Below are 25903 nucleotides of genomic sequence, written 5' to 3' on the forward strand. Positions count from 1 at the left end.
GGTAAGACGGAACAAGACCAGAGCGGTGTTTGTGCTTTAAGCCGTCATCCTGATGACCATCAGGATCTCGTTTTTAGGTTTTAACAACAAAATATGTCTTTTCAGATTTGATCTCTATTTTTCTGTGGATTCCGTGTATTCCGTGGCAAATATAGGTTTTAGATTTTCTTCCAGCCTCAGTCTTCACGCTTAAAAAGGAGTAGCGGATGAAACCGGTCGATTCATACAGTAATAGCCTCTTGGTTAACGATATCCAAGGGTTAGATAAACTGCGCCAACAAGGCTTTGCCGAAGACAGAGGCAAGGCGCTAGACGAAGCTGCGCGTCAGTTTGAAAGCTTGTTTACCCAGCAGCTGTTTAAATCGATGCGGGCGGCCAATAAGGTGTTTGAATCCGATGGCCCCATGAACAGCCGCTACACCGAACATTATCAAGATATGCACGACCAACAGATGTCGGCAGAACTCAGTAAGCGCGGCAGCTTAGGCTTAGCAGATTTAGTGAGTAAGCAGCTCGGCGGTGAACAGCCTGCACCTCAGCCTCAAGCTCGCCAGTTTGATTTAACTGACGTGCGTCGTGTTTCTGGCAAAGTGATACGCCCCTTAGGTGCCGATGGCGTAGCAGGCGCGGTTGAAAAAGCCAAAGAAATGGCGCGACCGCCATTACAAGCCGCTAGCCTGTCAGCTAACGATAAAGACGCAGTGGTCTATAACGCCAGTGAACCGTTTCGCTCGCCAGAAGACTTTGTGAAGCGTTTAATGCCAGCTGCAGTAGAGGCCGGTAAGCGCATGGGATTGCCGCCCGAGGCCATGCTAGCGCAGGCGGCACTGGAAACCGGTTGGGGTAAAAAGATCATCGGACCAAAAAATGGTGACTCTAGCCATAATCTTTTTGGCATCAAGGCCGATAACAGTTGGAAGAGCACTAAAACTTGGGTGAACACGCTGGAATATGAGCAAGGTATAGCGGTAAAGGTTAAAGCGCCTTTTAGATCATACGAATCCTTTAATGACAGCTTTAACAACTATGTAGATTTTTTGCATGAGAACCCGCGCTACGGCAACGCCTTGCAACAAACCGGTTCGCCTAAGCAGTATTTTAAAGAGTTGCAGCAAGCGGGCTACGCGACCGACCCCAAATATGCCGACAAACTCAGTTCCATTTTTGATACCGTTACCCGATTGGTAGCACAAGCATAAGGACACATCATGGCTGTTGATATGTATCAAACCGGTGTGAGTGGCTTAATGGCCGCACAAAAGCAATTAGCGACCACCGGTCATAACATTGCCAACGTGAACACTGAAGGCTTTAACCGCCAGCGGGCAGAACAAATGACCGAAGGTGGCTTAAACTCCGGCGGTCAGTTTTATGGCACCGGTACCCGTATTAGCGACGTTACCCGCATGTATCAGCAATATGCCTTTAAAGATGTGCTGATTAATAGCACAGAGCAGGCGGGCGCCACCACTATGTATCAGCAGCTTAATTACCTAAATAGCAGCGTAAATGACAACGGCAAAGCGCTGAGCAGCAGCTTGGACTCCTTGTATAAAACCATTGATGCCTTTACCGATAACCCCAGAGATTTAGGTAATCGCCAGCTGTTATTAGCGCATGCCCAAGAGGTAGCTGGTAGCTTTAACACCCTGCACAGCAATCTTAATCAGCAATATTCCACCAGCAGTGAAGACATTGCCAGCCGCGCCAATAGAGTCAGTGAGCTGGCGGCAGGTATTGCTGAGCTAAACCAAGAGATCATGAACGTAGGTTCAAGCGGCTCGCCCAATGATTTATTAGACAGACGCGATAAGCTGATCAGTGACCTGGGCCAAGAAGTCAGCATTACTACCATTAGCGAACCCAATGGGGTGGTATCTGTGATGTTAGGCGGGCGCGATACGCTAGTTAGTGGCAGCCGCGCCTTTAGCTTAGAGGCCAGGCTTGGTAACCCAGATCCGCAACAAACTGAGTTGTATTTAACCGCACCCGATCAAGCCAAGCAGGCGACCAAGCTTACTGCCAGTGACTTAGGCGGCAAACTCGGTGCCACGGCCAAGTTTAGAGACACGGTGCTGGCGCCCACCTTAAGCGATATTGGGCGCACCGCCATTGGCTTGGCTGATGCCTTTAACCAAGTACAGCGCCAAGGGTTAGACTTAACCGGCGTGCCCGGTGCCGATTTATTTACCGATATTAATAGCGACAGTGCCCGAATCGGTCGCTTCTTTACCGACAACAGCAATGTTAGCGGCGAAGTGACCATTACTGATACCAGCAAGTTAACCGGCAGTGAATATCGATTGGATTATAAAGACGATAAGTACTTTATTACCGACTTAGCAGGTGGCGAGCCTCAAGAAATCATGCCCGATGACGACGGCAAGCTGAACGTGGACGGCTTTTCAGTGAGCATCAGCGGCACACCTGTTAATGGCGATAGTATGCTGATCCGTCCTACGCGCAATGGCGCAGCAGATATCGGCGTGAGTTTGAAAAAGCCGGAAGGGCTGGCCGCAGCGAGCCAATTTACCACCACCGCTAATGATCAAAACAGCGGTAATGCCAGCGTTAGCGCACAGATCACGAACCATGCAGGCACTAATTTACCAACTAAGAATGATCCTTTAGTAGTGAGCTTTAATGCAGCAGGTGAGTATCAAGTGGTTAAAAAAAGTGATCCCACTATCATTATTCAAGACGGGACGCTGGATCCACAAGATCCGGTAATTACGCTGGATGGCCTGACGATTAATGTCTCGGGCCAAGCAGGCACGGCAGACAGCTTTGAAGTCGCCACCGCCAGTGGCGCCGGTAATAACGTTAACGCGCAGGCGTTTGGCGATATAAAACAGCAAAAGATGTTTAACGGTGGCAAAAACACCATTGGCGATAGCATTAATCAAACTTTGGTCGGCATTGGCGGCAAAACGCACAGCCAAAAAATAAAGGCTGACTCCGCTACGGCCGCACTTGCTCAGTCACACAACCGCATGCAGTCGGTGTCGGGGGTGAACTTGGATGAAGAAGCCGCCAATTTATTACGTTTTCAGCAAGCCTATATGGCCTCAAGTCGCGTTATTACTGTGGCTAACGAAATGTTCAACTCATTGCTGCAAATTCGCTAAGGAGCCATTGTGCGTATCTCAACTAATCAGTTTTATCAAAACAGCTTGCAGCACATTACCAATAAAAGTAATCAGGCTAATCAGCAGCTCGATAAATTATCGTCTGGCGTGCGCGTACAAACTGCCGCCGATGATCCGGTAGCGGCTAATGGCATTATGAGTTACAAGCAAGAGCTGAATAATATTGCTCGTTATCAAAATAATATTAATATGGGTGAAAATCGCCTACGCCGCGAAGAAAGCATTCTCACTAGCGCAGAAAATCTTAGCCAACAAGCCAAAGAGCTGATGCTAAAAGCCAATAATGGCGCATACACGGCTCAAGAAAAGGCAGCGCTAAGCAGCGAGCTCACCAGTCGCATTGACGAACTGCTGGACTTAGCCAATAGCCGAGATGAATTTGGTGATTATATTTTTGCCGGTTTTCAAACCGACGCCGCGCCTTTTTCTCGCCAAGCTAACGGCGATGTGGTCTATCAAGGTGATAGCGGTCAGCGCGAATTAGCCATTAGCGATAATGTAAAAGTAGGGCTTAATCACGACGGTAATTTAGTGTTTGGCCAAGTGCCTAATCCTAAAGGTGACTTTACTGTCAACTACAACTTGCAAGACGGCGTGCGTGAGCAAGGCCTAGTAGTTGAACGGGCGGTAATTAGCGATGCCAACAATGTGCCAGCAGGCCAGCCGTATGCGATTAATTTTAGCGATAACGCAGGTGTTACTGAAGTATTAATAACTGACGTTGATGGCAATGCGCTGTTAGATAAAAATGGCGATGCAATGACGCCGCAGCCTTATACCGCTGGGCAACCTATCAACGCCGGTGGTGTTAGCGTTACGCTAACGGGGGAAGCCAAAGCTGGTGATGTAATCACGCTAACAGGCAACCCAGCAAGTGATCAGGGCCAAGATACCTTTGATGTATTTGCGGCATTAAATCGCGCCAAAGAGTGGCTAGACGGTGATGGCAACACTGCCAGTGAGCAAAGCGAATTTGCCGACATTTTAGACGAGCTGGACGCCGTGGGTGGTCACTTTACCCGTATTCGTGCCGACACCGGTATTCGCATGCAACGGCTAGACAGCCAGCGAGAAACCCATGCCGACATGACATTAACGCTCGATAAAGTACGCGGTGGCATGGAAGACTTAGACTACGCCCAAGCCATCGGCGACCTCAACCAAACCATGGTCGCCCTGCAAGCCAGCCAAAGCGTATTCGGCAAACTACAAGGCATGAGTTTGTTTAATTATATCTAACAGATAGCGCCGAGCACCAAGCGCCCGGCGCCCAGCTAAAAATAGATACCAAGCCTAAAACACCGCTCTCACAAAGAGCGGTGTTTTATCTAGGGCCTTCGCCCGTGAAGGGGGAAGCGTGAGGTGTGAGGAGTAAAAGAAAACCCAAACACCTATCCTGGTAGAGGCCGCTTCAGCCGGCCGGTTTTGTGCAGCAAAACGTCGTTGTGAAAAGTAAAGCGTGAGGTGCGAGGGGAAGACATAGCGCCCAGCACCAAGCGCCCGGCGCCCAGCTAAAAATAGATACCAAGCCTAAAACACCGCTCCCACAAAGAGCGGTGTTTTTTTAACTTATGGCGCACAGCGATGTTTTAGGCCGTAATCCTGACGCACGTCAGGATCTCGCTTAAAGCCGTCATCCTGACACATGTCAGGATCTCGCACTTATGCCGTCATCCTGACGCAGGTCAGGATCTCGCTTTAGGCTTTAATACTAAGAGCGAGATACCGTGGCGAGCACGGTATGACGGCCGTAGGGGCGGTGTCTGTGTATTTAAGCCGTCTTCCTGACGCACGTCAGGATCTCGCACTTATGCCGTCATCCTGATGACCATCAGGATCTGGTTTTGGGTTTTAGTACTAAGAGCGAGATACCGTGGCGAGCACGGTATGACGGCATAGTCTCGTTCCCATGCTCCGCGTGGGAATGGCCATTGGCCGCTCCGCGGTCGGTGTCGGGTTATGTAGATACTCTGTTGTGATGCGTCCTTATTCCATTCATTGCGAGCGCAGCGCGGCAATCCATGCAACAGCGGCGCGGTACATAAACATGGATTGCCGCGTCGTTGCACTCCTCGGGATGACAAGGGGTTTGGCTCTGGCCTTTTGTAGGGTTGAATTCATTCGACCGCTTTTAAGTTCAGCTTTAGCTTGGTGCTGAGCACTCGGAGCTGTCCCTGTGCTTTCATTCAACATTGCTCTCTAGCTCAGCACTGTTCGAGCAACAGCCCCACCTCAACGATAGCGACGCCATCGCCCCTTTGCGGTAATGCACTCCTTTTAAAATTTCTAACAGCTACATTTAACGAGGCCCCCCTTACCTTGGCTCTCTTAGTTGGAATTTTTACAAGAGGAAATTCAATATGTTTATCACCAAGAGCAACAAAAAGAATCAGTGGCAGATATCAGGCTATGTATCTAAAACCTTCATTAAGCATGGTCAATACGGCCCGTTTGGCATGTTCGTGGTGGCCATTGATGATGGTTACTATTCTAAAAAAGAGCAAAAATTTATCGAACGCACCCAGTTTATTGCCGTCGATGTAGGAAAATTGAAGGATTTGCCGCCGCTCGCGATTGGTGATTACCTCGACTTAGAAGGTAAGTTCGAAATTGAACAGTGGGAAGATAAAGAAACAGGAAAACCACGTACCGAAGTCAAACTAAAGGCCATGAAACTTAATACTCACATCCCTGCCGGTATTTGTCAGCTACTCAAGGAGCAGGGTTACATCAAACCTCCTCAGCAGGGCGCTAAAGCTCCACAGCCAGGAGGGCAGCAGTCACAAAAACAGGGTGGAAATCAAAGCGCAGCTTCGCCGCAGGCACCTCCACCGCAATATGGTGGCTATAACCAACAGCGAGGCGGTAATTCAACATAAAATCAAGGACGCTAAGTAGACTGTGCAAGGTAGCGCAGCCCTTGAGCGGCCGTCCTGACACACGTCAAGATCTCGCCGAAAGCCGTCATCCTGACGCACGTCAGGATCTTGTTTTGGGTTTTAGTACTAAGAGCGAGATACCGTGGCGAGCACGGTATGACGGCAGTAGGGCTGTGTCTGCTGTGTTTTTAGCCGTCATCCTGACGCCGGTTAGGATCTGATGTGGTGTTTTGTAGGCGAACACTTGTTCTCGCATTTCGCCGTAGGCGGAAATATTTAAGTCACTTCAGAATCTAGTCCTTAAAACAGAGGAGCAAGACGGCATAGAAGGGTGTTTTTTGTAGCTGCCACTTTAGTCGGCAGGCCAGCGTAGCTGGATGATTTTTATTCATGCTCAGCAGAAGCCGCAGCCAAAGCACAAGGCGATAGAATATCGGTGTTTGTCTGCCATTCGTACTTTCAATTTTCTTTGCGAAAGTCAGGAGCGAGTACGGCTTGTTTTTGACCTTGTAGGTGCAAATTTATTCAGCACGGTTTGGAACTTAGCTATCCACAGCTGTTATGGTGGACTGCTTTATAGCGGTTTTATGAGGGGATTTTTATGATAACGATTTAACGTGGATGGCTCGATAGCCTTATAAACTGTGTATCATTGATAAATATCTCTACGATGACCAATCGTAACAGCTACAATAACTAACTCCGTATCTCTGATTTCACAAATGACTCTATAATCACCCACTCTATAACGCCAATATTCACGCAGGTTACCGGTTAACGCTTTCCCTGTAGTTCGAGGGTCGGCTAGCACCATTATCCGTCGTAGATACTTAGTAATTCGCTGTGCTTCAGTATGGCCTATTTTAGCCAACTGCTTTTTAGCGGAACTGGTAAGTTCAACTGTCCAAACCAAGTTCACGCTCCACATCATCTAAAGAATAAAGCTCTTCTTTACCTTGGCGAACTCGCTCCATCACGCTGTCGGCTAAGTAGTAATCTTCCAAGTCATCAAGCCCATTTTCTATAAGCTCACGCAAGTAGAATGACTTTGAACGTCCAGTTTCTAATGCTAACTGGTTAAGACGTAACTCAATGTCTTTAGGCAACCTAATTGAAGTTGACATCACCATCTCCCCGTTTGTATTTCATGTAATACAAATAGTACATTAGTTACTTCTACTGAGCCAGTCTGTATGATTATTCGTCACCATGCACATTGCTAATGATGAAAATAAACTCTGGTTTTCGGCTCTTTTAGCCGAGGTACGGCAAGATGTTGCATGGTACGGTGTTTTTTGTTTAGCCGTCATCCTGACGCACGTCAGGATCTCGTATTAGTTTTTTGCCCTATGCCGTCATCCTGACGTACGTCAGGATCTTGTTTTGTAGGCGAACGCTTGCTCTCGCATTACTTAAAGCCCTAAACACCTTTGCAACGGAATCCACAGAACCCGCAGAAAAATAGGGATCAGATCTGAAAGAGATCTTGATGGATAAGTATTTAACAACGGGTGGCTCGCCTGCCCCGTTAGATGCTTTAAACCCAGATCTGCCACGGAATACACGGAACCCACGGAAAAATTAAGACGGGATGAAGGGCGAAAAATGATCTTGATGATACCTGATTACCCACAAAGCTCAGCCATGTTCCAGAGAGCTAAACACCAATTAATTCAATATGTTACATGGAGGTTCCGCCTCTTCGGTAAAGAATGTGAGGCCCAGTTTGGTATTTTGACCTTGTAGGGGCACGTCTCAGCGGCCCGGTTTGGTGTTTTGGTTTAAATCTAAACCTCAGTAACAGCCAGCAGAGCTGGCCTGCCGAAGTCCTCTTTATTAAAGAGACGGGGCAGCTACAAAGAACAAACCGAAACAGGGTGCATTATGGCTGAGGTTCATACGTAATCAGGTGGTACTAAGAGCGAGATACCGTGGCGAGCACGGTATGACGGCAGTAGGGCGAGGTCTGTTGTATGTCTAGCCGTCATCCTGACGCACGTCAGGATCTCGCTTGGTTTTTAGGGATAAGAGTAGATATCCAAGCTGATCCGACACTGTGACAGAAGTATTTTTTGTAGATACTCAATTCAGGTCGGCTCACTTTGGCGCAAGGCATGATAGCAAATGCATGAGTATCTGCTGCTTATCAGCCATCACTTCTGTAGTTAGTGCTTGCTGTATTTGTGCTGCTACTAGCCCCATCGCCTGCTCGCACTCATCATATAAAGCATTCGCCTGTGCTTGAGTTAATTCACAATGCTGTACGCCAAAAGTTAGCAAATGCTTACGCGACCACCATTTACGGCTACCCATTAAAGTCAATGCAGACACATCATTTTTAATATAAGCCGTAGTGCTAACCACATCAAAAGCGGGTGCTAGCCAGATGTTATGAATGTTTTCATACAGTAGGCCAAAGTTTTTTAAATGTGCATCACCATTTTGTAAGTGATTATTCAGCACCATCATCTTAAAAAACTGCTGCAGTGCTGCGATTTTGTGTTGTGGAGAAACAAAACTGGTGATGCTTTTAGCTAACTGTTCATAGCTACCCTCGTACTTTTGCTTGCGACTTTTGGCGGCTAATACGCACATATCCTCAAATCCTAGCCATTGCCCAGTCGATGTAAAATCAAAGCGTTTCATAATAAAAAGAGCGCTATCGTCGGACAAATAAAATTCAGGCACAGTAATGCCTGCGGCTTTTAATACCCGCATACACCAATATTCATTCAGTGCTAACTGTGGATAATCTGGGCCCCAGGCCTTAACAATGTAATCCTCCATGCGCAACGTGGCTTTATCTTGGATCTGTGCCAACACCTTGGGCTGCACACCACTTACAGGCGAGTGCAAAGCAAAGCGTACTACCAACTCATCAAATAGCCCGGCAGTAGGGGACAGTAAGTCTGTAAGCTCCAAGGGCTGAACGGCTTCAATATCTACTTGATAATGCACCCGCCCGCGTACGCTAGGCGCTAACAACTTAAGCAAGCTCAAGTCATCAGCACCGCTGAGCTTGGCAAAGTGACGTTGCAACACCGATAGTAAATAACCCTCGGGCAAATGCATCTCAAAAAGTGGGGGTAATGCGGAATGTGAATAATCTCGGCTGCGCACGGGCATGGTTAACGAGACAAAATTTTGCACAGTCATATCAGGTTCATAACGAAATACAAACTCGCCTTGCTCACTAAACAGCTCACCGGCAGCTTGCCCTGCTATCCATACTGACAAAGGATTATTATTAACGGCCATCGCGTAGTTCCTCGAAAGTAGGGAAGGGCGATTTTTCACGAAGTGATATTTCAGAGCCCAAATAATCTAGCATTTTCATCACCTTTCTCAGGCCTACGTCTCCCGAACGGCCCAGTTCAAATGCATTCAAAGTGGTGCGTGAAATGGCCAAATGATCAGCCATCTGTTGCTGTGATACTTTCTGCTGCAGGCGCAGCTCACGGACTGCTTGGCCCAATTCTAAATACGTCATAATGTACAGAATACTCCACATATATTCATTTACACTGGGTATTGTAGAGTATTTTGTACAGTTGTGAGAGGGGTTTTATCATTTGTTAAGCACATCAAACTGTTTTTCGCTGTCATCCTGACGCACGTCAGGATCTCGCTTTGGTGTTTTGGTACTAAGAGCGAGATACCGTGGCCGTCATGCTGAACTTGATTCAGTAACGGTATGACGGCCGTAGGGCTGTGTCTGCTGTATGTCTAGCCGTCATCCTGACGAAAGTCAGGATCTGATTTGGTGTTTTGGTACTAAGAGCGAGATACCGTGGCCGTCATGCTGAACTTGATTCAGTACCGGTATGACGGCAGTAGGGCTGTGTCTGCTGTATGTCTAGCCGTCATCCTGACGAAAGTCAGGATCTCGCTGTTAGTGTTGGTGACTTCAGCTTGGTGCTTGGCGCAGGACGCTGGTTTTTCATTCAACATTCAACATTCAACATTCAACATTCAACATTCAACATTCAACACTCAACACTCAACATCGCTCTTCCCCCTAAAGCTCTCCGCTTTGCTGCCGATACTCATTTGTAACTAGAGGGCAGAACACCGGTCGGTGGGCGGTTGAGCACTTGCATTTAGGCAGCTGGTTAAGCAAGCAGCAAAAAAACCAAAAAAAACCTTAAAGTTCTTAACCCCCACGCCGATACCTTAATTAACAACGAAGCAGCTTCATCTTAAAGCTCAGCTTCATTACCAACACCGCATACCGGCATGGCGCCGGAACAAATCTCAACGGAGAGTTTAATTATGGCGATTACTGTTAACTCCAACGTCTCGGCCTTGACTGCCCAGCGTAACTTAAGCAAATCTGGCGCAGCCCTGACTACTTCTATGGAGCGTTTGTCTTCCGGTAGTAAAATTAACTCTGCCAAAGATGATGCGGCCGGTCTGCAAATTTCTAACCGTTTGAACTCGCAAATCAAGGGTCTAAACGTAGCCATGAAAAACGCCAGTGACGGTATCTCAATGGCGCAAACTGCAGAAGGTGCGATGCAAGAGTCCACCAACATGCTACAGCGGATGCGTGAGCTGGCATTGCAGTCTACTAACGGCTCCAACTCCGATGCTGACCGTCAGTCGCTGCAAGAAGAATTTAACTCACTGTCCGGTGAATTGACCCGTATTGCTAAGACTACCAGCTTTGGTGGCCGTAACTTGCTGGATGGCTCGTTTGGCAGCACCGCGTTTCAGGTTGGCGCTAATGCCAATCAGACAGTGACATTTGGTCTGGGAGATGTGAGTTCTTCGGCATTAAAAGGCAGCTATAGCAATGCAAGTGCAGATGGTGCTGCAACCGATTTATCGGCCAAAGTGGTGGGTAATACAGGAGCAATAAGTGGCGATGCAAAGGTAGCAGGAACAGCTGCGTTTAAGACTCATGTGTTCTCTAGCGCTGATGCTGGTGACCTCAGTCTTGTGGGCGAGGATATAGCTGTTGTCGCAGGCGATACTATTCATGATGTTGTAAACAAAATCAATAGTAATACGACAGTTGCCAATGCATTAACGGCCTCTGTGAATGATGTCGGCCAACTGGCATTGGCATACAAGGGCAATTACACTATAGGAGCCGGTACTTCTGCAACCACAACTGCTTTGGGCCTGACTGCTGGCGCTCAGACGGGAGACGTTACTGGTACAGCAGGGCTCGACGGTAAGTTAGGAGCGGCCGGTGCCGGTACGCTTATTATCGGCTCGTCAGCCATCGCTCTTGAAAGTAGTGATTCTTTGGATGACATGTTATCCAAGATTAATGCTCAGAGCTCCAATACTGGTGTGACAGCCTCAGCTGATAAGGATGGCAAACTCCTTCTGAACTCGAAAGGTGATTTCAACATTTCCGCCGCTAGTACTCCCGGCACACTCACTACGCTGGGTATGGCTGCGGGGGATAAGACTGCCACTACCGGTTTGGTAAGTGAGAAAAAAATAACACTTAATGACACAGATTTTACCTTTGCAGCAGGCAGCACTCTCAATGATGTCGTTACAATGATTAATAATAATGGCGGTACGGCTGGCTCAGGAACAACAGCTACGGGGGTTACCGCAAGTGCGGATAATGGTCGATTAGTATTGACTTCCGCAGATGGAAAAAATATTGAGCTTGAAGATAAGACAGGAGGCTCTTTGCAAGCTTTGGGCCTGTCCGCCGGTGAAACCAAGGCTAAGTTGGCTGAAGCCACTTCTATTACCTTGAACGGCACCGAAATTAAGTTCAACAAAGACGATGACCTGGATGCGATTATCAGCAGCATCAATACCGCCAGTACTGGAGCGACCGCCAGCAAGAATGATGACGGTATCCTGAAGCTGCATTCTGAAAAAGACATTATCGTCGCCGATGGCGCTAAGGGTACTGGCTTGGCTTCCCTTGGTCTGACTGCCGCGACCACCAAGACTGTCACTCAGGAAGCCACTGTTAGCAACCTGAATATCGATAGCGTCGATGGCTCGCAAACGGCGATTCAGGTGTTGGATGGTGCTATCAGCCAAATCGATGGCGAGCGTTCCAAGCTGGGTGCAACACAAAACCGCTTTAACAGCACCATCAATAACTTGGCAAACGTGAGTGAAAACGCCGCTGCCGGTATGGCGCGCATTATGGATGTGGATTTTGCCCAAGAAACCGTTAACCTGACCAAGCAGCAGATTCTGCAGCAGGCCGGTACGTCAATCTTGGCGCAAGCCAAGCAAATCCCACAAGCCGCATTGTCGCTCTTGGGTTAATCTGAGCTTATAAATAACTAAATTACCGGGGGCTAAGCCCCCGGTACTGTTTAGCTTAATAACGTTATAAGACCTTTTCGCCACGGAATACACGGAAGAACACGGAAAAAGATCAAAAAAGACAAATTCTTAATGGTAAAACCTTATAAAAATTATATTTTTACTATTATCTTATTGCTTTAATTCCGTGCGTTTCCGTGTATTCCGTGGCAAATATGTTTAGAGGTTAAGTACTGCAGTTAGCGTGACTTTATTAAGCTAAACGGCGTCTTGTTTGTTAATCTGTATGGCTCTAGCTTGAGGATACATTATGGATACATTGCCCCTACCACCTAAAGCCCCTATGCTGGCGTCGGACTTGCTGACCAAACAGCCAGCCGTAACCACGCAGCCGGCAGGCAGCACTGCCACGCAAACTGCACAAGCGGTGCTGGCGCTGGATAAAAGCGCCGCACAGACCAATGCCAATGCAGAGCCTAAGTCGAATGCCGAGCCACTTAATGGCGAGCAGTTAGCGGAGCTGGCCGAGCAAATGGACTCGTTTGTGGGTAGCTTTAGTCAGAGCCTTAAATTTCGAGTAGATGAAGACTCGGGTCGCCAGATAGTGAGCGTGGTGGATAAAAAAAGCGGTGATGTTATTCGGCAAATTCCCACTGAAGAATTATTAGACGTGATCGCGCGCTTGGCTGAAGCCAGTGGTGGGTTAATTGATGTTCAGGCCTAACTTAAAAACTTTAGTTGGGTCAAACCACAGGAGATAACATTGTGGGCGACTTAAAATTACCAGGTGTGGGATCAGGCTTCCCTATTCAGACTTTTGTGGATGCGACCGTTAATGCGGAAAAAGCACCCAAAGAAGCACTGTTTAACCGCCGTGGCACCGATATCAATGTTAAGTTGTCGTCTTATGCGTCACTGGGCGTGGTGCTGGATGATTTTAAAAAGTCGCTGACCAAGCTGGGCGGGGCCGAGGCTTTTCAGAAACGCTCGGTTAGTTTCAGCGAAAGCGGCTTCATTTCTGCCAAGGCCGATCAGAACGCGGTGGCTGGCAGTTACACGCTGGTGGTAGATAAGCTGGCTCAGGCGCACAAGGTCAGTAGCCAGAGCATAGATAAAGAAACCAAGCTGGGTGCCGGTAGCCTAGATATCAAGGTAGGGGAGCAATCCTTTACGGTCGCCATTGAAGAAGGCAAGAGCACCCTAGCCGAAGTGGCCCAAGCCATTAACAGTGCCGAGGGTAACAAGGGCGTGAAGGCCACAGTGGTGAACGATGATGAGGGCGCTCGGCTGGTGCTGTTTTCTGAAAAAACCGGTACCGATCACCAGCTGGAAATTGACGTGCGTGGTGATGCCGATGGCCTTTCACGTTTGCTGGACACAGAAGGCAATCTGACCGAGGTGCAGGCGGCGCAGAACGCTGAAATTACCATAGACGGTGCTAAAGTAACTAGCCAGAGCAATGAAATAAAAGACGCCGTTAATGGCGTGACTCTGACTGTTGATAAGGTTAATACCGAGGAAAAGCCCAGCACTCGTCTGACTATTGGTTACGATAAGGGCGCGGTGGAGTCCAATGTTAAAAGCTTTGTTGAGGCTTTCAACAAGGTAGTATCTACCGTTAATAAGTTGACCAAATATGATGCTGAAACTAAGCAAGCTGGCCCGCTGAATGGCGACACTAGCACCCGTAGCTTAATGTCCCAGCTGCGACGCATGCTGAGTGAGCCGGTAGAAGGTGCCCAAGCCCCGCTACAGAACCTTGCCGATTTGGGTGTTACAACCAACAAAGATGGCACCATAGCTTTAGACGAGACTCGGCTGAAAAAGCAGACCAGCGACAACTTCGAGAAAGTGGGTGCTCTGTTTGCGAGTGACAAGGGGTTATCGAAGCAGTTGAGCACTATGGTGGATGAGTTTGGCGGCAAGAATGGCATATTCTCTCAGCGTACCGAGTCCCTTAATGGCCAGATGACGAAGTTGGGCAAAGAAAAAGAGTCTTTTAGTACTTATATTGAGCAATATGAAAAGCGGGTCTATAAGCAGTTTTCTGCCATGGATATCGTAGTGGCACAAATGAACCAACAACTTAGCTCAGTGATCAGTGCCTTTGAAAATATGCCCACTTTTGGTAATAAGAAATGAGCCTACTCGAGCAGCTAAAACAGGTAGATGAGTCGCTGTTAGCGGAGTTTGCTAGCCCTGAATCATTACAGGCCGACACGGTTGAACAGCGCTTAGCAGAACGGGCGCGATTATTGCAGCTGCTGATGGACACTGAAATGCTTGATGCCGAGCAGGTAAGTGAGCTGATTGAGCGCTCTAGGTTGTTAACACAACAGGCAGAACAAAGCCGCACGGTATTGGCAGAAAAATTAGCAAGTTTACAAAAAGGTCGGCGCTCGGTGCGGGCCTATGGTGATGTTAAAAAAAATTAATCAGGAGAAAACCATGCGCGGCTCCCTTAAAGCCTATAGATCAGTTGCGATAGACAGCCAGCGAGATATCGCCAGCCCCTACCGCGTAGTACAAATGTTATTGGCGGGTGCCCTAGAGCGACTGGCCAAGGCGCGCACCGCCATTGAGCAGGAAAAGTTTAGCCAGCGCGGCGAGCTAATTGGTAAAACCATCGCTATTGTTCAACAACTGCAAGCCTCGCTAGACCTAGAAGCGGGTGGCGAAGTAGCGGCTAACCTAGAGAGTTTGTACGACTTTATGGTGCGCGAGATGATGTTGGCCAACAGCGAAAGCAACAGCGAACGCCTAGAAGGCGTGAGCCGTTTGTTACGCGAAATTAAAGAAAGCTGGGATGCCATCCCCGCCGAGCAACAAGCCGTACCTGCGTAAGGTTATTGCTTGTTGACTAAAGAACCGAGTATTGGCTTAGTCCTGTACTCGGTTTTTTTATGTCTAAAAATAAAAGACATTTTCGCAACGGAATCCGCAGACCCCACGGAAAAATTAAGATGAGATAAGGGCGAAAAATGATCTTGTTGAGGTTAAAACAGCCGTCTTCCTGACGCACGTCAGGATCTGATTTTGGGTTTTAGTGCTAAGAGCGAGATACAGTGGCGGGCTCGGTATGACGGCATAGAGATAGCGCCGGTCCAGCGTAGCTGGATAGGTTACACACAAACCTGAAACAAAACCGTGGCGAAGTCCTCTTCACCGAAGAGACGGCCACCTACAAGAGATGCAGTACCCTGTAGCTGCCAATTTATTCGGCAGTCCAGCGTAGCTGGATGGTTTTCAAGATTTTCGCCTGCGGCGAAATGCGAGAGCAAGCGTTCGCCTACAAAACACCGATCTTGTAGCCCGCAACTTGTTCGCGGGTCCTGCGAAGCAGGATGGTTTTCAGGTTTACACCTACAAAGCCACAGTGTTGAGTTGTGAGTGTTGAATGTAGAGTGAAAAGCTTAACTCAACACTTAAAACTTAAAACTAAAAACTAAAAACTCAACACCCACCCCGGAGTTCCGCCTGGGTTGTAATGCGAGAGCAAGCGTTCGCCTACAAAACACCGATCTTGTAGCCTGAGCTACTTTTTTAGATCTTACCCCATTAAATTTTTCAGATTTGATCTCTATTTTTCCGTGCTTTTCCGTGACTCTCGTAACAAGGAAGCGTTGCAAAAGGGTTTTGGTGTAGTTGGTTGGAATACGGCTAAGTGAGTTATTCTTATTGCCAGATTGACCGCGCTTGCCAATCGGCTGGAAAGCCCATGCGATTAATGTCTATCTGATGTGTATCGAGTAGACTTTTTAAGCGTTGCTTCCAATGATGATCACCGCTTATCACGTCCATTAAATATCCCAACATAACCAAGGTGTTGTAAATTTTGCGCAGCCGTCTGTCACTATCCGGTAGAGTAAATAAGCCGTTAATTAACGCTTCTTCACCATGACGTGGCAGCATTGTTGTTTTGGTAAAATCTCGATTCCACAAACGGGAATGATGTGCGCTTAGGTTCCGAACTAACGATAGGTGTTCACAAAATGAGGTAAGCGTTTTTTCATCCAGCCCATAACTTTTGCTGATTATCTGCCTGTCGGCGCGCAATTTGATATTACTCAGCCAGCGCGAGAGTTGCCCCATGGTAAGCAGTTCGACGCAAGCCCAAATTGGAGGTAAAGGTTCTTGGTACTTTTGCGCTAAATGTTTAATAAACTCTTCACGACTTCGTTTTACGTCACCGCTTAATTTCCCCAAACTATTAGCGTACTCCAGCAAGTCACCAAATAGTTCAGGCTTTAGATGCGGGTGCGCTGTGTTATATCTATGACTAAGCTGGTAAGCAATTTGGGTCCGCAACGAAACTTCAAAACGTTCAATAGCATCAAGTACCAGTAGCCTTAATTCCCGGTCAAAAACATAAAGGTTTAAAATATCATCAAAACTAGTGCCAACTATAAATTGGTGCGTGGCGTGGTCTTGCTCGAAAGGCAAACAATAAGCGGCAAAACGATAGTAGTTAAGCTGCGTTAAATAGAACTGCGCTTTAACAATATCGGTGATCTCTAAACCACGCTGTAGCAGTAAGCTTACCTGGTCAGGAAATAACGTTGGCGATTTAGTAAAGGCAACTTTAGCGGATGATCTTGGCTGGCGGCTCATCTTACGCCCTCGCAGGTTCTGCATGGCCCAGAAACGAGTAACCCCTCACAGGGCGCTGATCTGACGGGTAGCGGGAGGGGTGTTGTTACTTCAATAATAACCCCAAGCTTGTAAAAGTCAATATGAGTCACTCCTGTCATCTATGGTGATCGGGCGTCATATGCCGGAACTTCACAGAAAGGTGCCTGAGCGAGTCTGGGGGAGTTAGACCTATTATCGGAGCTGTTCAATACGCCTACAAAACACTAGCCCTTCGCGAGCGGTAAGCTGTCAGCTTTAAGCTGTCAGATAAAAACCAAATCCCGCTGAGATGGGAGTGCCAGCTAAAGCGTCACCCTACATAAAACCGTTTTCGCTCTTACCATCAAGATCTCTTTCAGATTTGATCTCTATTGTTCCGTGTTTTTCCGTGTATTCCGTGGCAAAAATATCTTTAGGTTTGATCTAGGTCAATCTTAGGTGGTTTGAGCGCCTAGCCTGGCTCGAGTTTTTTTGACGCTTGTGTCAGAATTACGGCAGTTACTTGCATACCGCCCCCTTGGTGATGCTATGCTGTGCCCTGAAATGGGGTTAAGCAGTATTACAAAGCCTCTTGAATTTTGAATAACAGATTGAATTGTAAGGATATAATTCCTATGAGCTTTAACGGCTGCGTCTTGATTATGGATCACCACCAAGAACGACGCTTGCGGCTGGAAGCCATACTGTCTTTTATGCAGGTAGAATGGCGCAGTGGCAGTCGGGCAGAAGATCAAACCTGGTTACAAAGTCAGCCACAAAATTTGACGGTTTTAGCCGGGGACACGGACGTTTCTTTAGCACAGTTATTAGAAACCTTCCCTCATCACGCCTTTATTAGCTTGGTCGATACTGATTGTCGGCACGCTAACTTACTCGGCTGCCTTAATTCGCTAACGTATGACGAACTCACCTCACTGCTGTTGCAAGCACAGCACTGGCAACCGGTATTGGCGACTGCTGAGCAAGACTGCCGACTGCATGAGTTATTAATTGGCGACAGTAGCGCCATGAGCGAGGTAAAAAGCCTGATCCGCCAAGTGGCCAACAAGCCAGCTAACGTCTTGTTGTTGGGTGAGTCTGGCACCGGTAAAGAAGTGATCGCCCGCGCTATTCATGAATTATCGTTACAAGCCAAAGGGCCGTTTGTGCCCATTAACTGCGGGGCTATTCCTGCCGAGCTATTAGAAAGCGAGCTGTTTGGCCATGAAAAAGGCGCCTTTACCGGCGCCGTATCGGCCCGTAAAGGGCGCTTTGAGCTGGCCGAAGGCGGTACGCTGTTTTTAGACGAAATTGGCGATATGCCATTGTCGATGCAAGTAAAATTGCTGCGGGTATTGCAAGAACGCACCTTTGAGCGGGTGGGCGGCACGCGTTCTATTAGCGCGAAAGTGCGGGTAATAGCAGCCACGCATCGTGATTTAGAGCAGATGATTGTTGAGCAGCGCTTTCGTGAAGACTTGTACTATCGCCTAAATGTATTCCCGATTGAAGCGCCGGCCCTGAGCCAGCGCCAAGACGATATTCCGCTGTTGCTCAATGAGTTGATTGCGCGCCACCGACTAACCCATAACGCGCAGTTATCGTTTGCTCGCGATGCGATTGAGTCGCTGAAAAAATGGCATTGGCCGGGTAACGTGCGCGAATTGTCTAACTTGGTAGAGCGCATGTTTATTTTGTGCCCTAACCAAACAGTGCAGTTAGCTGATTTGCCCATTAAATATCGGGTACTGAGCGATGAACAGCTATTAACTCACCCCTTTGAGGAGCTGGACGAGCGCGATGCCTTGTCAGCCATATTTCAATCTGACGATGACGGCGTAAGCGAAAACGAAGCGGACTTCTTTGATTTTCAAGCCACGGACGACTTTGAAGAAGAAGCGGACTTTATGGCACCTACCTTGTCTGTTGAAGGTGTGAATTTAAAAGACATGCTGGCTAACATCGAAATGGACATGATTGCCCAGTCGTTAGAAGTGAACGATGGTGTGGTTGCGAGAGCCGCCGAACACCTAGGCATGCGCCGCACCACCTTGGTAGAGAAAATGAAGAAGTACGGGATTAGTAGGGAATAAAAGAAGCGCCGAGCGCCCGGCGCCAAGCACCAAGCTAAACACTAAATCTAAACCTGTTTTTTGCCACGGAATACACGGACAAGCCGCAAGTGTTGAGTTAAGTTGGAATGGCCCCGAATAAGTAGACACTTCTTCAGAGTGAGGAAGTGTATGCAATACCGAACCAAACGTAAATTTAGTAATGAATTTAAGCGGGAAGCCGTTAAACTCTCTGTTTCATCACCTAAAACATTAGCTGAAATCTCCAGTGAGCTGGGGGTGCATCCGAACGTATTAAGCCGTTGGCGTCGAGAGTGGATAATGGACAAACCAGATTCGAAACAGGATAAGCCCGTTAAAAATGAAGGGCCAGATAAAAGCCTGCGTCAGTTAGAGCAAGAGAATAAGCGTCTTAAGAAAAAGCTAGAGCGCGCTGAACTGGAGCTCGATATCTTAAAAAAGCTGGAAGAGTACGCTACCAAGACACGGCGATAAAATTTGCCTTCATCGACCGGTATCGCAGCATGAGCTGGACGGTACTGGTGATGTGTCGCGTACTCCAGGTATCTCGTGCGGGTTATTATTGTTGGAAGCAGCGCCAACGAGAGCCTTCGGTTCAGGCGGAGCGTCATCGCAGTCTGCTCGCCTTTTTATTGGCTGAAGCTGAACAGCAACATGGTATTGCGGGTTATCGGAAATTGTGGCGCGAAGCGGTTGACCAAGGCTTTGCTTGTGGTAAGAATCAAGTGCAACGCCTATTACAGAGTGTGGGCTACCGTTCTTGTGTCGCGCCAAAGCCCGGGCATCGTAAACATAAGCCAGGCATCGCTGCGACGCCGAATCTGTTAAACCGACAGTTTACGGTTGCAGAAGAGAACCGTGTTTGGGTGTCAGATATAACTCAAATACGCTGTGAAGAAGGCTGGCTCTATCTGGCGGTGATAATCGATCTTGCTACCAGACAGATAGTGGGCAAGGCTCAAGGGCCGGTTAATAGTGCTGAATTAGTGATTAAGGCCTTAAAGCAGGCTTGGAAGAAGCAGAAGCCTGATGGCCGTGAGCTGATGTTCCACTCAGACCAGGGCAGCCAATATCATTGTCTGGCGACCATGACGTGGTTGAATAAACGTAAAGTGACTATCAGCATGTCTCGCCGGGGAAACTGCTGGGATAATGCGTGTTCAGAAAGCTTTTTTGCTTTACTGAAAAAGGAATGGACCCGCCGTTTAGGGCTGTTAACTCGTAAAGAGATGGCAGAAGAAATACACTTCTACATCACGCAGTATTACCACAAAGTAAGACAACACACTGCGCTGGGAGGATTAACCCCCAACGCATATGCGCAGCAACTTAATGCTGCTTAAACTGGTGTCTACTTTAGTCGGGCCATTCCACGTTTTTCACTCAACACTCAACACTCAACACTCAACATTCAACATTCAACATTCAACATTCACAATTCAACACTGTGGCTTTGTAGGTGTAAACTTGAAACCATCCTGCTTCGCAGGACCCGCGAACAAGTTGCGGGCTACAAGAGCCTGTGGTTGTAGGCGAACGCTTGCTCTCGCATTACGCCGAAGGCGTAACCTATTGATAGTCCGACACCTAAATCTAAAGCTACTTTGCTAGGCAAAACCGGCCGGCGGTCGCGGCCTCAAGTTATATCAATCCCAGTAAAAAGGCACCGCACTTGTAGTCCCACGCTTTAGGAATTGATGCTCACCATTTCAGCCTACTGCGAATATTCACTGGATATTCGATTAAACTGGAATGATTCGTCACGGCGAGACGAGCTCCCCCCTGCGAAGCTGGATGATCTAAAATATTCCCGCTGAGACGGGAGTGCCAGCTAAAGCGGCACACTACAAAAGACAGTGTCTCTTTACCTCCTCACGCCTCACTCTTTACCCCTCACGGGGCAGGCTGGCATGCTTATTGTATGAACAGTTTATCACCCCCTGATTGTGCCCCCTTATGCTTAATGACACGATAGTGCCTAATGAGTCGACAGCTGTGCTGCCGGAAACCTTGAGTATGGCCGCCTTAGTTAATGCCATACCCAGTGGCGTGGTGTGGCTGGATGGCCGTGGGCGGGTGGCGTTAGTGAATCCGGCGGCGCAAAGACTCTTGGCTGCATCGTTGGGTGAGCCGTTACAAAATAAGCCGCTATTAGGCGAAGCTTGGTCGGCAGTAATTGAGCGGGTGTTTGCGCCGCAGCCGGACGATGGACTGCAAGTTTCGCTTAAAGATGGTCGGCGTATTCAGTTGGCTATTTCTCATATTGAAGGCCAGCCTGGCCAGTTAATTCAGCTTACCGACCTTACGCCCACTCGTGCTTGGGTAGCGCAGCAAAGCCATGCCCAACGCTTAGCGGCACTGGGGCAGATGGCCGCCACACTGGCACACCAAATTCGCACGCCTTTATCTGCCGCCATGCTTTATGGTGCCAATTTAGCGTCCCCGCAGTTAACAGAAAGCCAGCGGGTGCAGTTTCAGCAGCGCTTAATCGACCGGCTTAATGATATTGAGCGTCAAATAAGCGACATCTTATTATTCGCTAAACCCGAGCAAGCGCCATTAGCAGATACTTTGGCGCTAAGTGAGTTATTGCCTGAATGCGTAGAGGCTGCAACAGCTTTGTTAGCCGCTCAAGGCGCGACCTTAACGCTTGTTCAGCAAGACATTACCTCAAGCCAAGTGTTGGGTAATCGCCACGCCCTAAAAGGCATAGTACTGAACTTATTAGAAAACGCCGTTGATGCAGGAGCGACTGAGTTGCGCCTTGAGTTGTTAATGGCAGGCAATGAGCTAGAAATTCGACTGCAAGATAACGGTAAAGGCATGGCGCCAAGCGTGCTGAAAAATATCTTCACGCCGTTTTTTACCACCCGCAGCCAAGGCACGGGTTTAGGGTTGGCGGCAGTGAGCGCAGTAATGCGCGCCCATCAAGGACGAGTATCCGTGCAATCGGTGTTAGGTGAAGGCAGCTGTTTCAGTTTGTGGTTACCGAAAATTGAAAATAAGCAGCGAACTAAAAGACAAAGCACCCTGTAGCCGCCAATTCATTCGGCGGGCCAGCGTAGCTGGATGTTTTTAAACAGCAAGCCAAACCGTGCCGAATAAATTGGCACACTACAAAAGAAAAACTTTTATCATTATGATTTTTGCTCCTCGTCCGTGTATTCCGTGGCAAAAATAGATTTATGTTTGGCTCTGTATTGAGTGTTATCTCGTCCGCTTTACACTTCACCCTTTACAGAATTAAGGAACCATATTTCATGACTCATGAAGTGCAGCCAGATGTGGTTGATATCTTATTAGTAGAAGACGATGCGGGCTTGCAGCAGGCGCTGCAGGATACGCTATTGCTGGCGGGCTTTTCGTGCGCGCCCGTAGACAATGCGGAAGATGCCATCATTTGGTTGCAACATCATGCAGCGAAACTAGTGATCACAGACGTGCAAATGGCGGGTATGGATGGCCTTGGGCTATTAGATTGGATTAATCGCCGTATTCCGGGTTTACCGGTGTTGGTGATGACGGCCTATGCCCAAGTGTCGGGTGCGGTGGCGGCCATTCGTGCTGGTGCCGTGGATTATTTAGCCAAGCCGTTTACGCCGGATACTTTGTTAAGCGTGGTGTCGCGCCATATAACTCAGCCGGTACTGGATGATGGTAATCCGGTAGTGGGGGACGCCAGCAGTATTCAATTGTTGCAGTTGGCCACCCGCGTAGCGGAGTCAGGGGCCAGTGTGATGATCAGCGGGCCTAGCGGTACTGGTAAAGAAGTGCTGGCGCGTTTTATTCATCAAAAGTCCGATCGGGCTAATGCTGCGTTTGTTGCGATAAATTGTGCGGCGATTCCCGATAATATGTTAGAAGCCACTTTATTTGGGTATGAAAAAGGTGCCTTTACCGGTGCCGTGCAAGGTAATCCCGGTAAGTTTGAACAGGCCAATGGCGGCACCATACTGCTGGACGAAATTACCGAGATGGACTTAAACCTGCAGGCTAAGTTATTGCGGGTGCTGCAAGAGCGCGAAGTGGAGCGCTTAGGTGGGCGCAAAACCATTGCACTGGATGTGCGAGTATTAGCGACCAGTAACCGCGACTTGCGTCAAGCGGTGGCGGATGGCCGTTTTCGAGAAGACTTATTTTATCGCTTAAATGTGTTCCCGCTGCATTGGCCAGCCTTGGCCGAGCGGCCCGACGATATAGTGCCGTTAGCCGAGTTTTTATTGCAGCGTTACGCCAAAGAGCTAGGTCGTGGCCAGTTGCAATTAGGTGAGTCTGCCAAAGCTAGATTGTTGACATGGCAGTGGCCGGGCAACGTGCGCGAGCTGGGTAACGTTATTCAGCGCGCTTTAATTTTGGCGCAAAGCACGGTGATTGAAGCACAAGATATTTTGTTAGATGAGTTGTTAGCGCCTGCGGCTGTACCTTTGAGTGTAAACCCCAGTATGCCGGTTGCAGAGTTAGCGATTGCTGAGGCGGCTAGTTGTTATGCGGCCAATGAGTCTGCGGGCGAAGTGAATAAAGCGACGGCTACAGATTTGAGCCAAGAGTTAGCCAGCCAAGAGCAGCAAATTATTTGGCAGACGCTGCAAGAGCATGGTGGCAGTCGCCAACAGGTTGCCGAACAGTTAGGCATTAGCCCACGCACTCTGCGTTATAAGCTGGCGCGCATGCGCGAAGCGGGAATGGAGGTTTAGCAAACCAGCGCCGAGCTTTAAAAACTTTCTTTGCCACGGAATACACGGAACAACACAGAAAAATAATGTGAAGGGGAAAAGATAGCGCCTAGCATAACAACCTCGGGATCTTGCACGTAGCACTAAAGCCAAGGGCGAGATCCTGACGTGCGTCAGGAAGACGGCTTAAAACACAAACACCGTATGTTGTTGGTTTTGTATCTCTTTGCCGTCTTGCCGGGCTTGACCCGGTATCTCGCACTTAGTACTAAAGCCAAGGGCGAGATCCTGACATGCGTCAGGAAGACGGCTTAAAGCACAAACACCGCTCTGGTCCTGTGCCGTCTTGCCGATACTGAATCAAGTTCAGCATGACGGCCACGGTATCTCGCACTTAGTACAAAAGCTAACAGCGAGATCCTGACGTGCGTCAGGAAGACGGCTTAAAACACAAGCACCGTTCTGGTCTTGGAATGGCCCCGAATAAGTAGACACTTCTTCAGAGTGAGGAAGTGTATGCAATACCGAACCAAACGTAAATTTAGTAATGAATTTAAGCGGGAAGCCGTTAAACTCTCTGTTTCATCACCTAAAACATTAGCTGACATCTCCAGTGAGCTGGGGGTGCATCCGAACGTATTAAGCCGTTGGCGTCGAGAGTGGATAATGGACAAACCAGATTCGAAACAGGATAAGCCCGTTAAAAATGAAGGGCCAGATAAAAGCCTTCGTCAGTTAGAGCAAGAGAATAAGCGTCTTAAGAAAAAGCTAGAGCGCGCTGAACTGGAGCTCGATATCTTAAAAAAGCTGGAAGAGTACGCTACCAAGACACGGCGATAAAATTTGCCTTCATCGACCGGTATCGCAGCATGAGCTGGACGGTACTGGTGATGTGTCGCGTACTCCAGGTATCTCGTGCGGGTTTTTATTGTTGGAAGCAGCGCCAACGAGAGCCTTCGGTTCAGGCGGAGCGTCATCGCAGTTTGCTCGCCTTTTTATTGGCTGAAGCTGAACAGCAACATGGTATTGCGGGTTATCGGAAATTGTGGCGCGAAGCGGTTGACCAAGGCTTTGCTTGTGGTAAGAATCAAGTGCAACGCCTATTACAGAGTGTGGGCTACCGTTCTTGTGTCGCGCCTAAGCCTGGGCATCGTAAACATAAGCCAGGCATCGCTGCGACGCCGAATCTGTTAAACCGACAGTTTACGGTTGCAGAAGAGAACCGTGTTTGGGTGTCAGATATAACTCAAATACGCTGTGAAGAAGGCTGGCTCTATCTGGCGGTGATAATCGATCTTGCTACCAGACAGGTAGTGGGCAAGGCTCAAGGGCCGGTTAATAGTGCTGAATTAGTGATTAAGGCCTTAAAGCAGGCTTGGAAGAAGCAGAAGCCTGATGGCCGAGAGCTGATGTTCCACTCAGACCAGGGCAGCCAATATCATTGTATGGCGACCATGACGTGGTTGAATAAACGTAAAGTGACTATCAGCATGTCTCGCCGGGGAAACTGCTGGGATAATGCGTGTTCAGAAAGCTTTTTTGCTTTACTGAAAAAGGAATGGACCCGTCGTTTAGGGCTGTTAACTCGTAAAGAGATGGCAGAAGAAATACACTTCTACATCACGCAGTATTACCACAAAGTAAGACAACACACTGCGCTGGGAGGATTAACCCCCAACGCATATGCGCAGCAACTTAATGCTGCTTAAACTGGTGTCTACTTTAGTCGGGCCATTCCATCTTTTCATCTTACACCTCACGCTTAACACCTTACTCCTCACGGTACTGTGCTGTGTTTTCTACCTCGTTGACTATATACTGGCCGCTTGCGTAAATTCTTCACCTGCATCAGGTGGCACTAAGATTGCATGCACTATTTACATGTGATGATTATCTTCCCCAATTAATTCAGGAGCCAAGGCAGATGGATATTCAAGCGACCGGCTTATTATCAGAAATGCAGGCCATGCGCAGTGAGCTGCAACCGCTGGCGGCGCCCAATACTGCTGTGCCACAACAGGACTTTGCCGCCTTGCTTAGCCAAGCGGTGAATAGCGTGAATGGCTTACAAAAAAGTACCGATGACTTGCGCACCCGTTTCGAGCTGGGTGATGACTCTGTGAGCTTAGAAAGTGTGATGATCTCGGCGCAAAAATCCAGCCTTGCGTTTGATGCAACAGTTCAGGTGCGTAACAAAGTGGTAGAAGCCTATAAAACCATCATGAATATGCCGGTATGAGGGC

19 protein-coding genes and 2 pseudogenes are annotated in these 25903 nt (G+C 48.4%); 16 read left to right on the forward strand and 5 right to left on the reverse strand.

From position 1 onward, the window contains the following. Nucleotides 1–206: 206 nt before the first annotated feature. The 4 genes from flgJ to CBP31_RS12640 all read left to right on the forward strand — a co-directional run bounded on the left by flgJ (nt 207) and on the right by CBP31_RS12640 (nt 6028). On the forward strand, nt 207–1199 hold the full coding sequence (gene flgJ / locus CBP31_RS12625; protein WP_087037825.1) for a flagellar assembly peptidoglycan hydrolase FlgJ: 993 nt from the start codon (nt 207–209) through the stop codon (nt 1197–1199). Between the two features lie 9 nt (nt 1200–1208). Beyond that, nucleotides 1209–3128, forward strand: coding sequence for a flagellar hook-associated protein FlgK (gene flgK, locus CBP31_RS12630; RefSeq protein WP_087037827.1), 1920 nt, complete (start codon nt 1209–1211; stop codon nt 3126–3128). A gap of 9 nt (nt 3129–3137) precedes the next feature. Next, nucleotides 3138–4388, forward strand: a complete 1251-nt coding sequence (flgL, locus tag CBP31_RS12635; RefSeq protein WP_087037829.1) for a flagellar hook-associated protein FlgL — start codon at nt 3138–3140, stop codon at nt 4386–4388. 1121 nt (nt 4389–5509) lie between these two features. Then, on the forward strand, nt 5510–6028 hold the full coding sequence (locus CBP31_RS12640) for a single stranded DNA-binding domain-containing protein (RefSeq protein WP_087037832.1): 519 nt from the start codon (nt 5510–5512) through the stop codon (nt 6026–6028). 649 nt (nt 6029–6677) lie between these two features. Here the strand turns inward: CBP31_RS12640 and CBP31_RS12645 are convergent. From CBP31_RS12645 to CBP31_RS12660, 4 genes are all read right to left on the reverse strand, one after another. Next, nucleotides 6678–6959: a type II toxin-antitoxin system RelE family toxin gene (locus CBP31_RS12645; RefSeq protein ID WP_087037835.1), complete on the reverse strand. Its 282-nt coding sequence runs from the start codon at nt 6957–6959 to the stop codon at nt 6678–6680. Continuing rightward, nucleotides 6925–7152, reverse strand: coding sequence for a type II toxin-antitoxin system RelB family antitoxin (relB, locus tag CBP31_RS12650; protein WP_087037838.1), 228 nt, complete (start codon nt 7150–7152; stop codon nt 6925–6927). The genes CBP31_RS12645 and relB overlap by 35 nt, the downstream gene beginning before the upstream one ends. A gap of 973 nt (nt 7153–8125) precedes the next feature. Beyond that, nucleotides 8126–9286, reverse strand: coding sequence for a type II toxin-antitoxin system HipA family toxin (locus CBP31_RS12655; protein ID WP_169712999.1), 1161 nt, complete (start codon nt 9284–9286; stop codon nt 8126–8128). Continuing rightward, on the reverse strand, nt 9276–9518 hold the full coding sequence (locus CBP31_RS12660) for a helix-turn-helix transcriptional regulator (RefSeq protein WP_087037840.1): 243 nt from the start codon (nt 9516–9518) through the stop codon (nt 9276–9278). Before CBP31_RS12660 ends, CBP31_RS12655 begins: the two co-directional genes overlap by 11 nt. A gap of 782 nt (nt 9519–10300) precedes the next feature. Between CBP31_RS12660 and CBP31_RS15970 the strand changes: the two are divergent. The 6 genes and pseudogenes from CBP31_RS15970 to fliS all read left to right on the forward strand — a co-directional run. After that, nucleotides 10301–11866: pseudogene (locus CBP31_RS15970) on the forward strand (flagellin N-terminal helical domain-containing protein); the annotation flags it as partial. 165 nt (nt 11867–12031) lie between these two features. Beyond that, nucleotides 12032–12283: pseudogene (locus tag CBP31_RS15815) on the forward strand (flagellin); the annotation flags it as partial. A gap of 310 nt (nt 12284–12593) precedes the next feature. Beyond that, entirely contained in the window at nt 12594–13007 is a 414-nt protein-coding gene (locus tag CBP31_RS12670; protein WP_087037844.1) for a flagellar protein FlaG, read from the forward strand. Between the two features lie 41 nt (nt 13008–13048). After that, nucleotides 13049–14425, forward strand: a complete 1377-nt coding sequence (fliD, locus tag CBP31_RS12675) for a flagellar filament capping protein FliD (RefSeq protein ID WP_087037846.1) — start codon at nt 13049–13051, stop codon at nt 14423–14425. Continuing rightward, nucleotides 14422–14718, forward strand: a complete 297-nt coding sequence (locus CBP31_RS12680; protein ID WP_087037848.1) for a hypothetical protein — start codon at nt 14422–14424, stop codon at nt 14716–14718. Before fliD ends, CBP31_RS12680 begins: the two co-directional genes overlap by 4 nt. Nucleotides 14719–14731: 13 nt before the next feature. Continuing rightward, on the forward strand, nt 14732–15127 hold the full coding sequence (gene fliS, locus CBP31_RS12685) for a flagellar export chaperone FliS (protein WP_087038760.1): 396 nt from the start codon (nt 14732–14734) through the stop codon (nt 15125–15127). Between the two features lie 831 nt (nt 15128–15958). Here the strand turns inward: fliS and CBP31_RS12690 are convergent. Beyond that, nucleotides 15959–16894 (reverse strand): Abi family protein, encoded by a 936-nt coding sequence (locus CBP31_RS12690; RefSeq protein WP_087037850.1) that lies wholly within the window; start codon nt 16892–16894, stop codon nt 15959–15961. Between the two features lie 635 nt (nt 16895–17529). On the opposite strand from CBP31_RS12690, the gene CBP31_RS12695 reads away from it, so the two are divergent. From CBP31_RS12695 to fliE, 6 genes are all read left to right on the forward strand, one after another. Beyond that, complete coding sequence (locus CBP31_RS12695; RefSeq protein WP_087037852.1) at nt 17530–18987, forward strand: sigma-54 dependent transcriptional regulator; 1458 nt, start codon at nt 17530–17532, stop codon at nt 18985–18987. Nucleotides 18988–19137: 150 nt separating this feature from the next. Then, nucleotides 19138–20330 (forward strand): IS3 family transposase gene (locus tag CBP31_RS12700; protein ID WP_087035592.1). Its coding sequence is split into 2 segments (ribosomal slippage): nt 19138–19435 and nt 19435–20330, totalling 1194 coding nucleotides; the frame shifts between segments, so codons are not numbered across the junction. A gap of 613 nt (nt 20331–20943) precedes the next feature. Then, the gene (locus CBP31_RS12705; RefSeq protein ID WP_087037854.1) at nt 20944–22023 is read left to right on the forward strand and encodes a sensor histidine kinase; all 1080 of its coding nucleotides are present in this window, start codon (nt 20944–20946) and stop codon (nt 22021–22023) included. Nucleotides 22024–22247: 224 nt separating this feature from the next. Beyond that, nucleotides 22248–23681, forward strand: coding sequence for a sigma-54-dependent transcriptional regulator (locus tag CBP31_RS12710; protein ID WP_087037856.1), 1434 nt, complete (start codon nt 22248–22250; stop codon nt 23679–23681). Nucleotides 23682–24176: 495 nt separating this feature from the next. Continuing rightward, nucleotides 24177–25369 (forward strand): IS3 family transposase gene (locus tag CBP31_RS12715; protein ID WP_087034927.1). Its coding sequence is split into 2 segments (ribosomal slippage): nt 24177–24474 and nt 24474–25369, totalling 1194 coding nucleotides; the frame shifts between segments, so codons are not numbered across the junction. A gap of 215 nt (nt 25370–25584) precedes the next feature. Then, nucleotides 25585–25899, forward strand: coding sequence for a flagellar hook-basal body complex protein FliE (fliE, locus tag CBP31_RS12720; protein ID WP_087037858.1), 315 nt, complete (start codon nt 25585–25587; stop codon nt 25897–25899). The last annotated feature ends 4 nt before the right edge of the window (nt 25900–25903 follow it).

The organism is Oceanisphaera profunda (genome assembly GCF_002157895.1).
GTDB lineage: Bacteria > Pseudomonadota > Gammaproteobacteria > Enterobacterales > Aeromonadaceae > Oceanimonas > Oceanimonas profunda.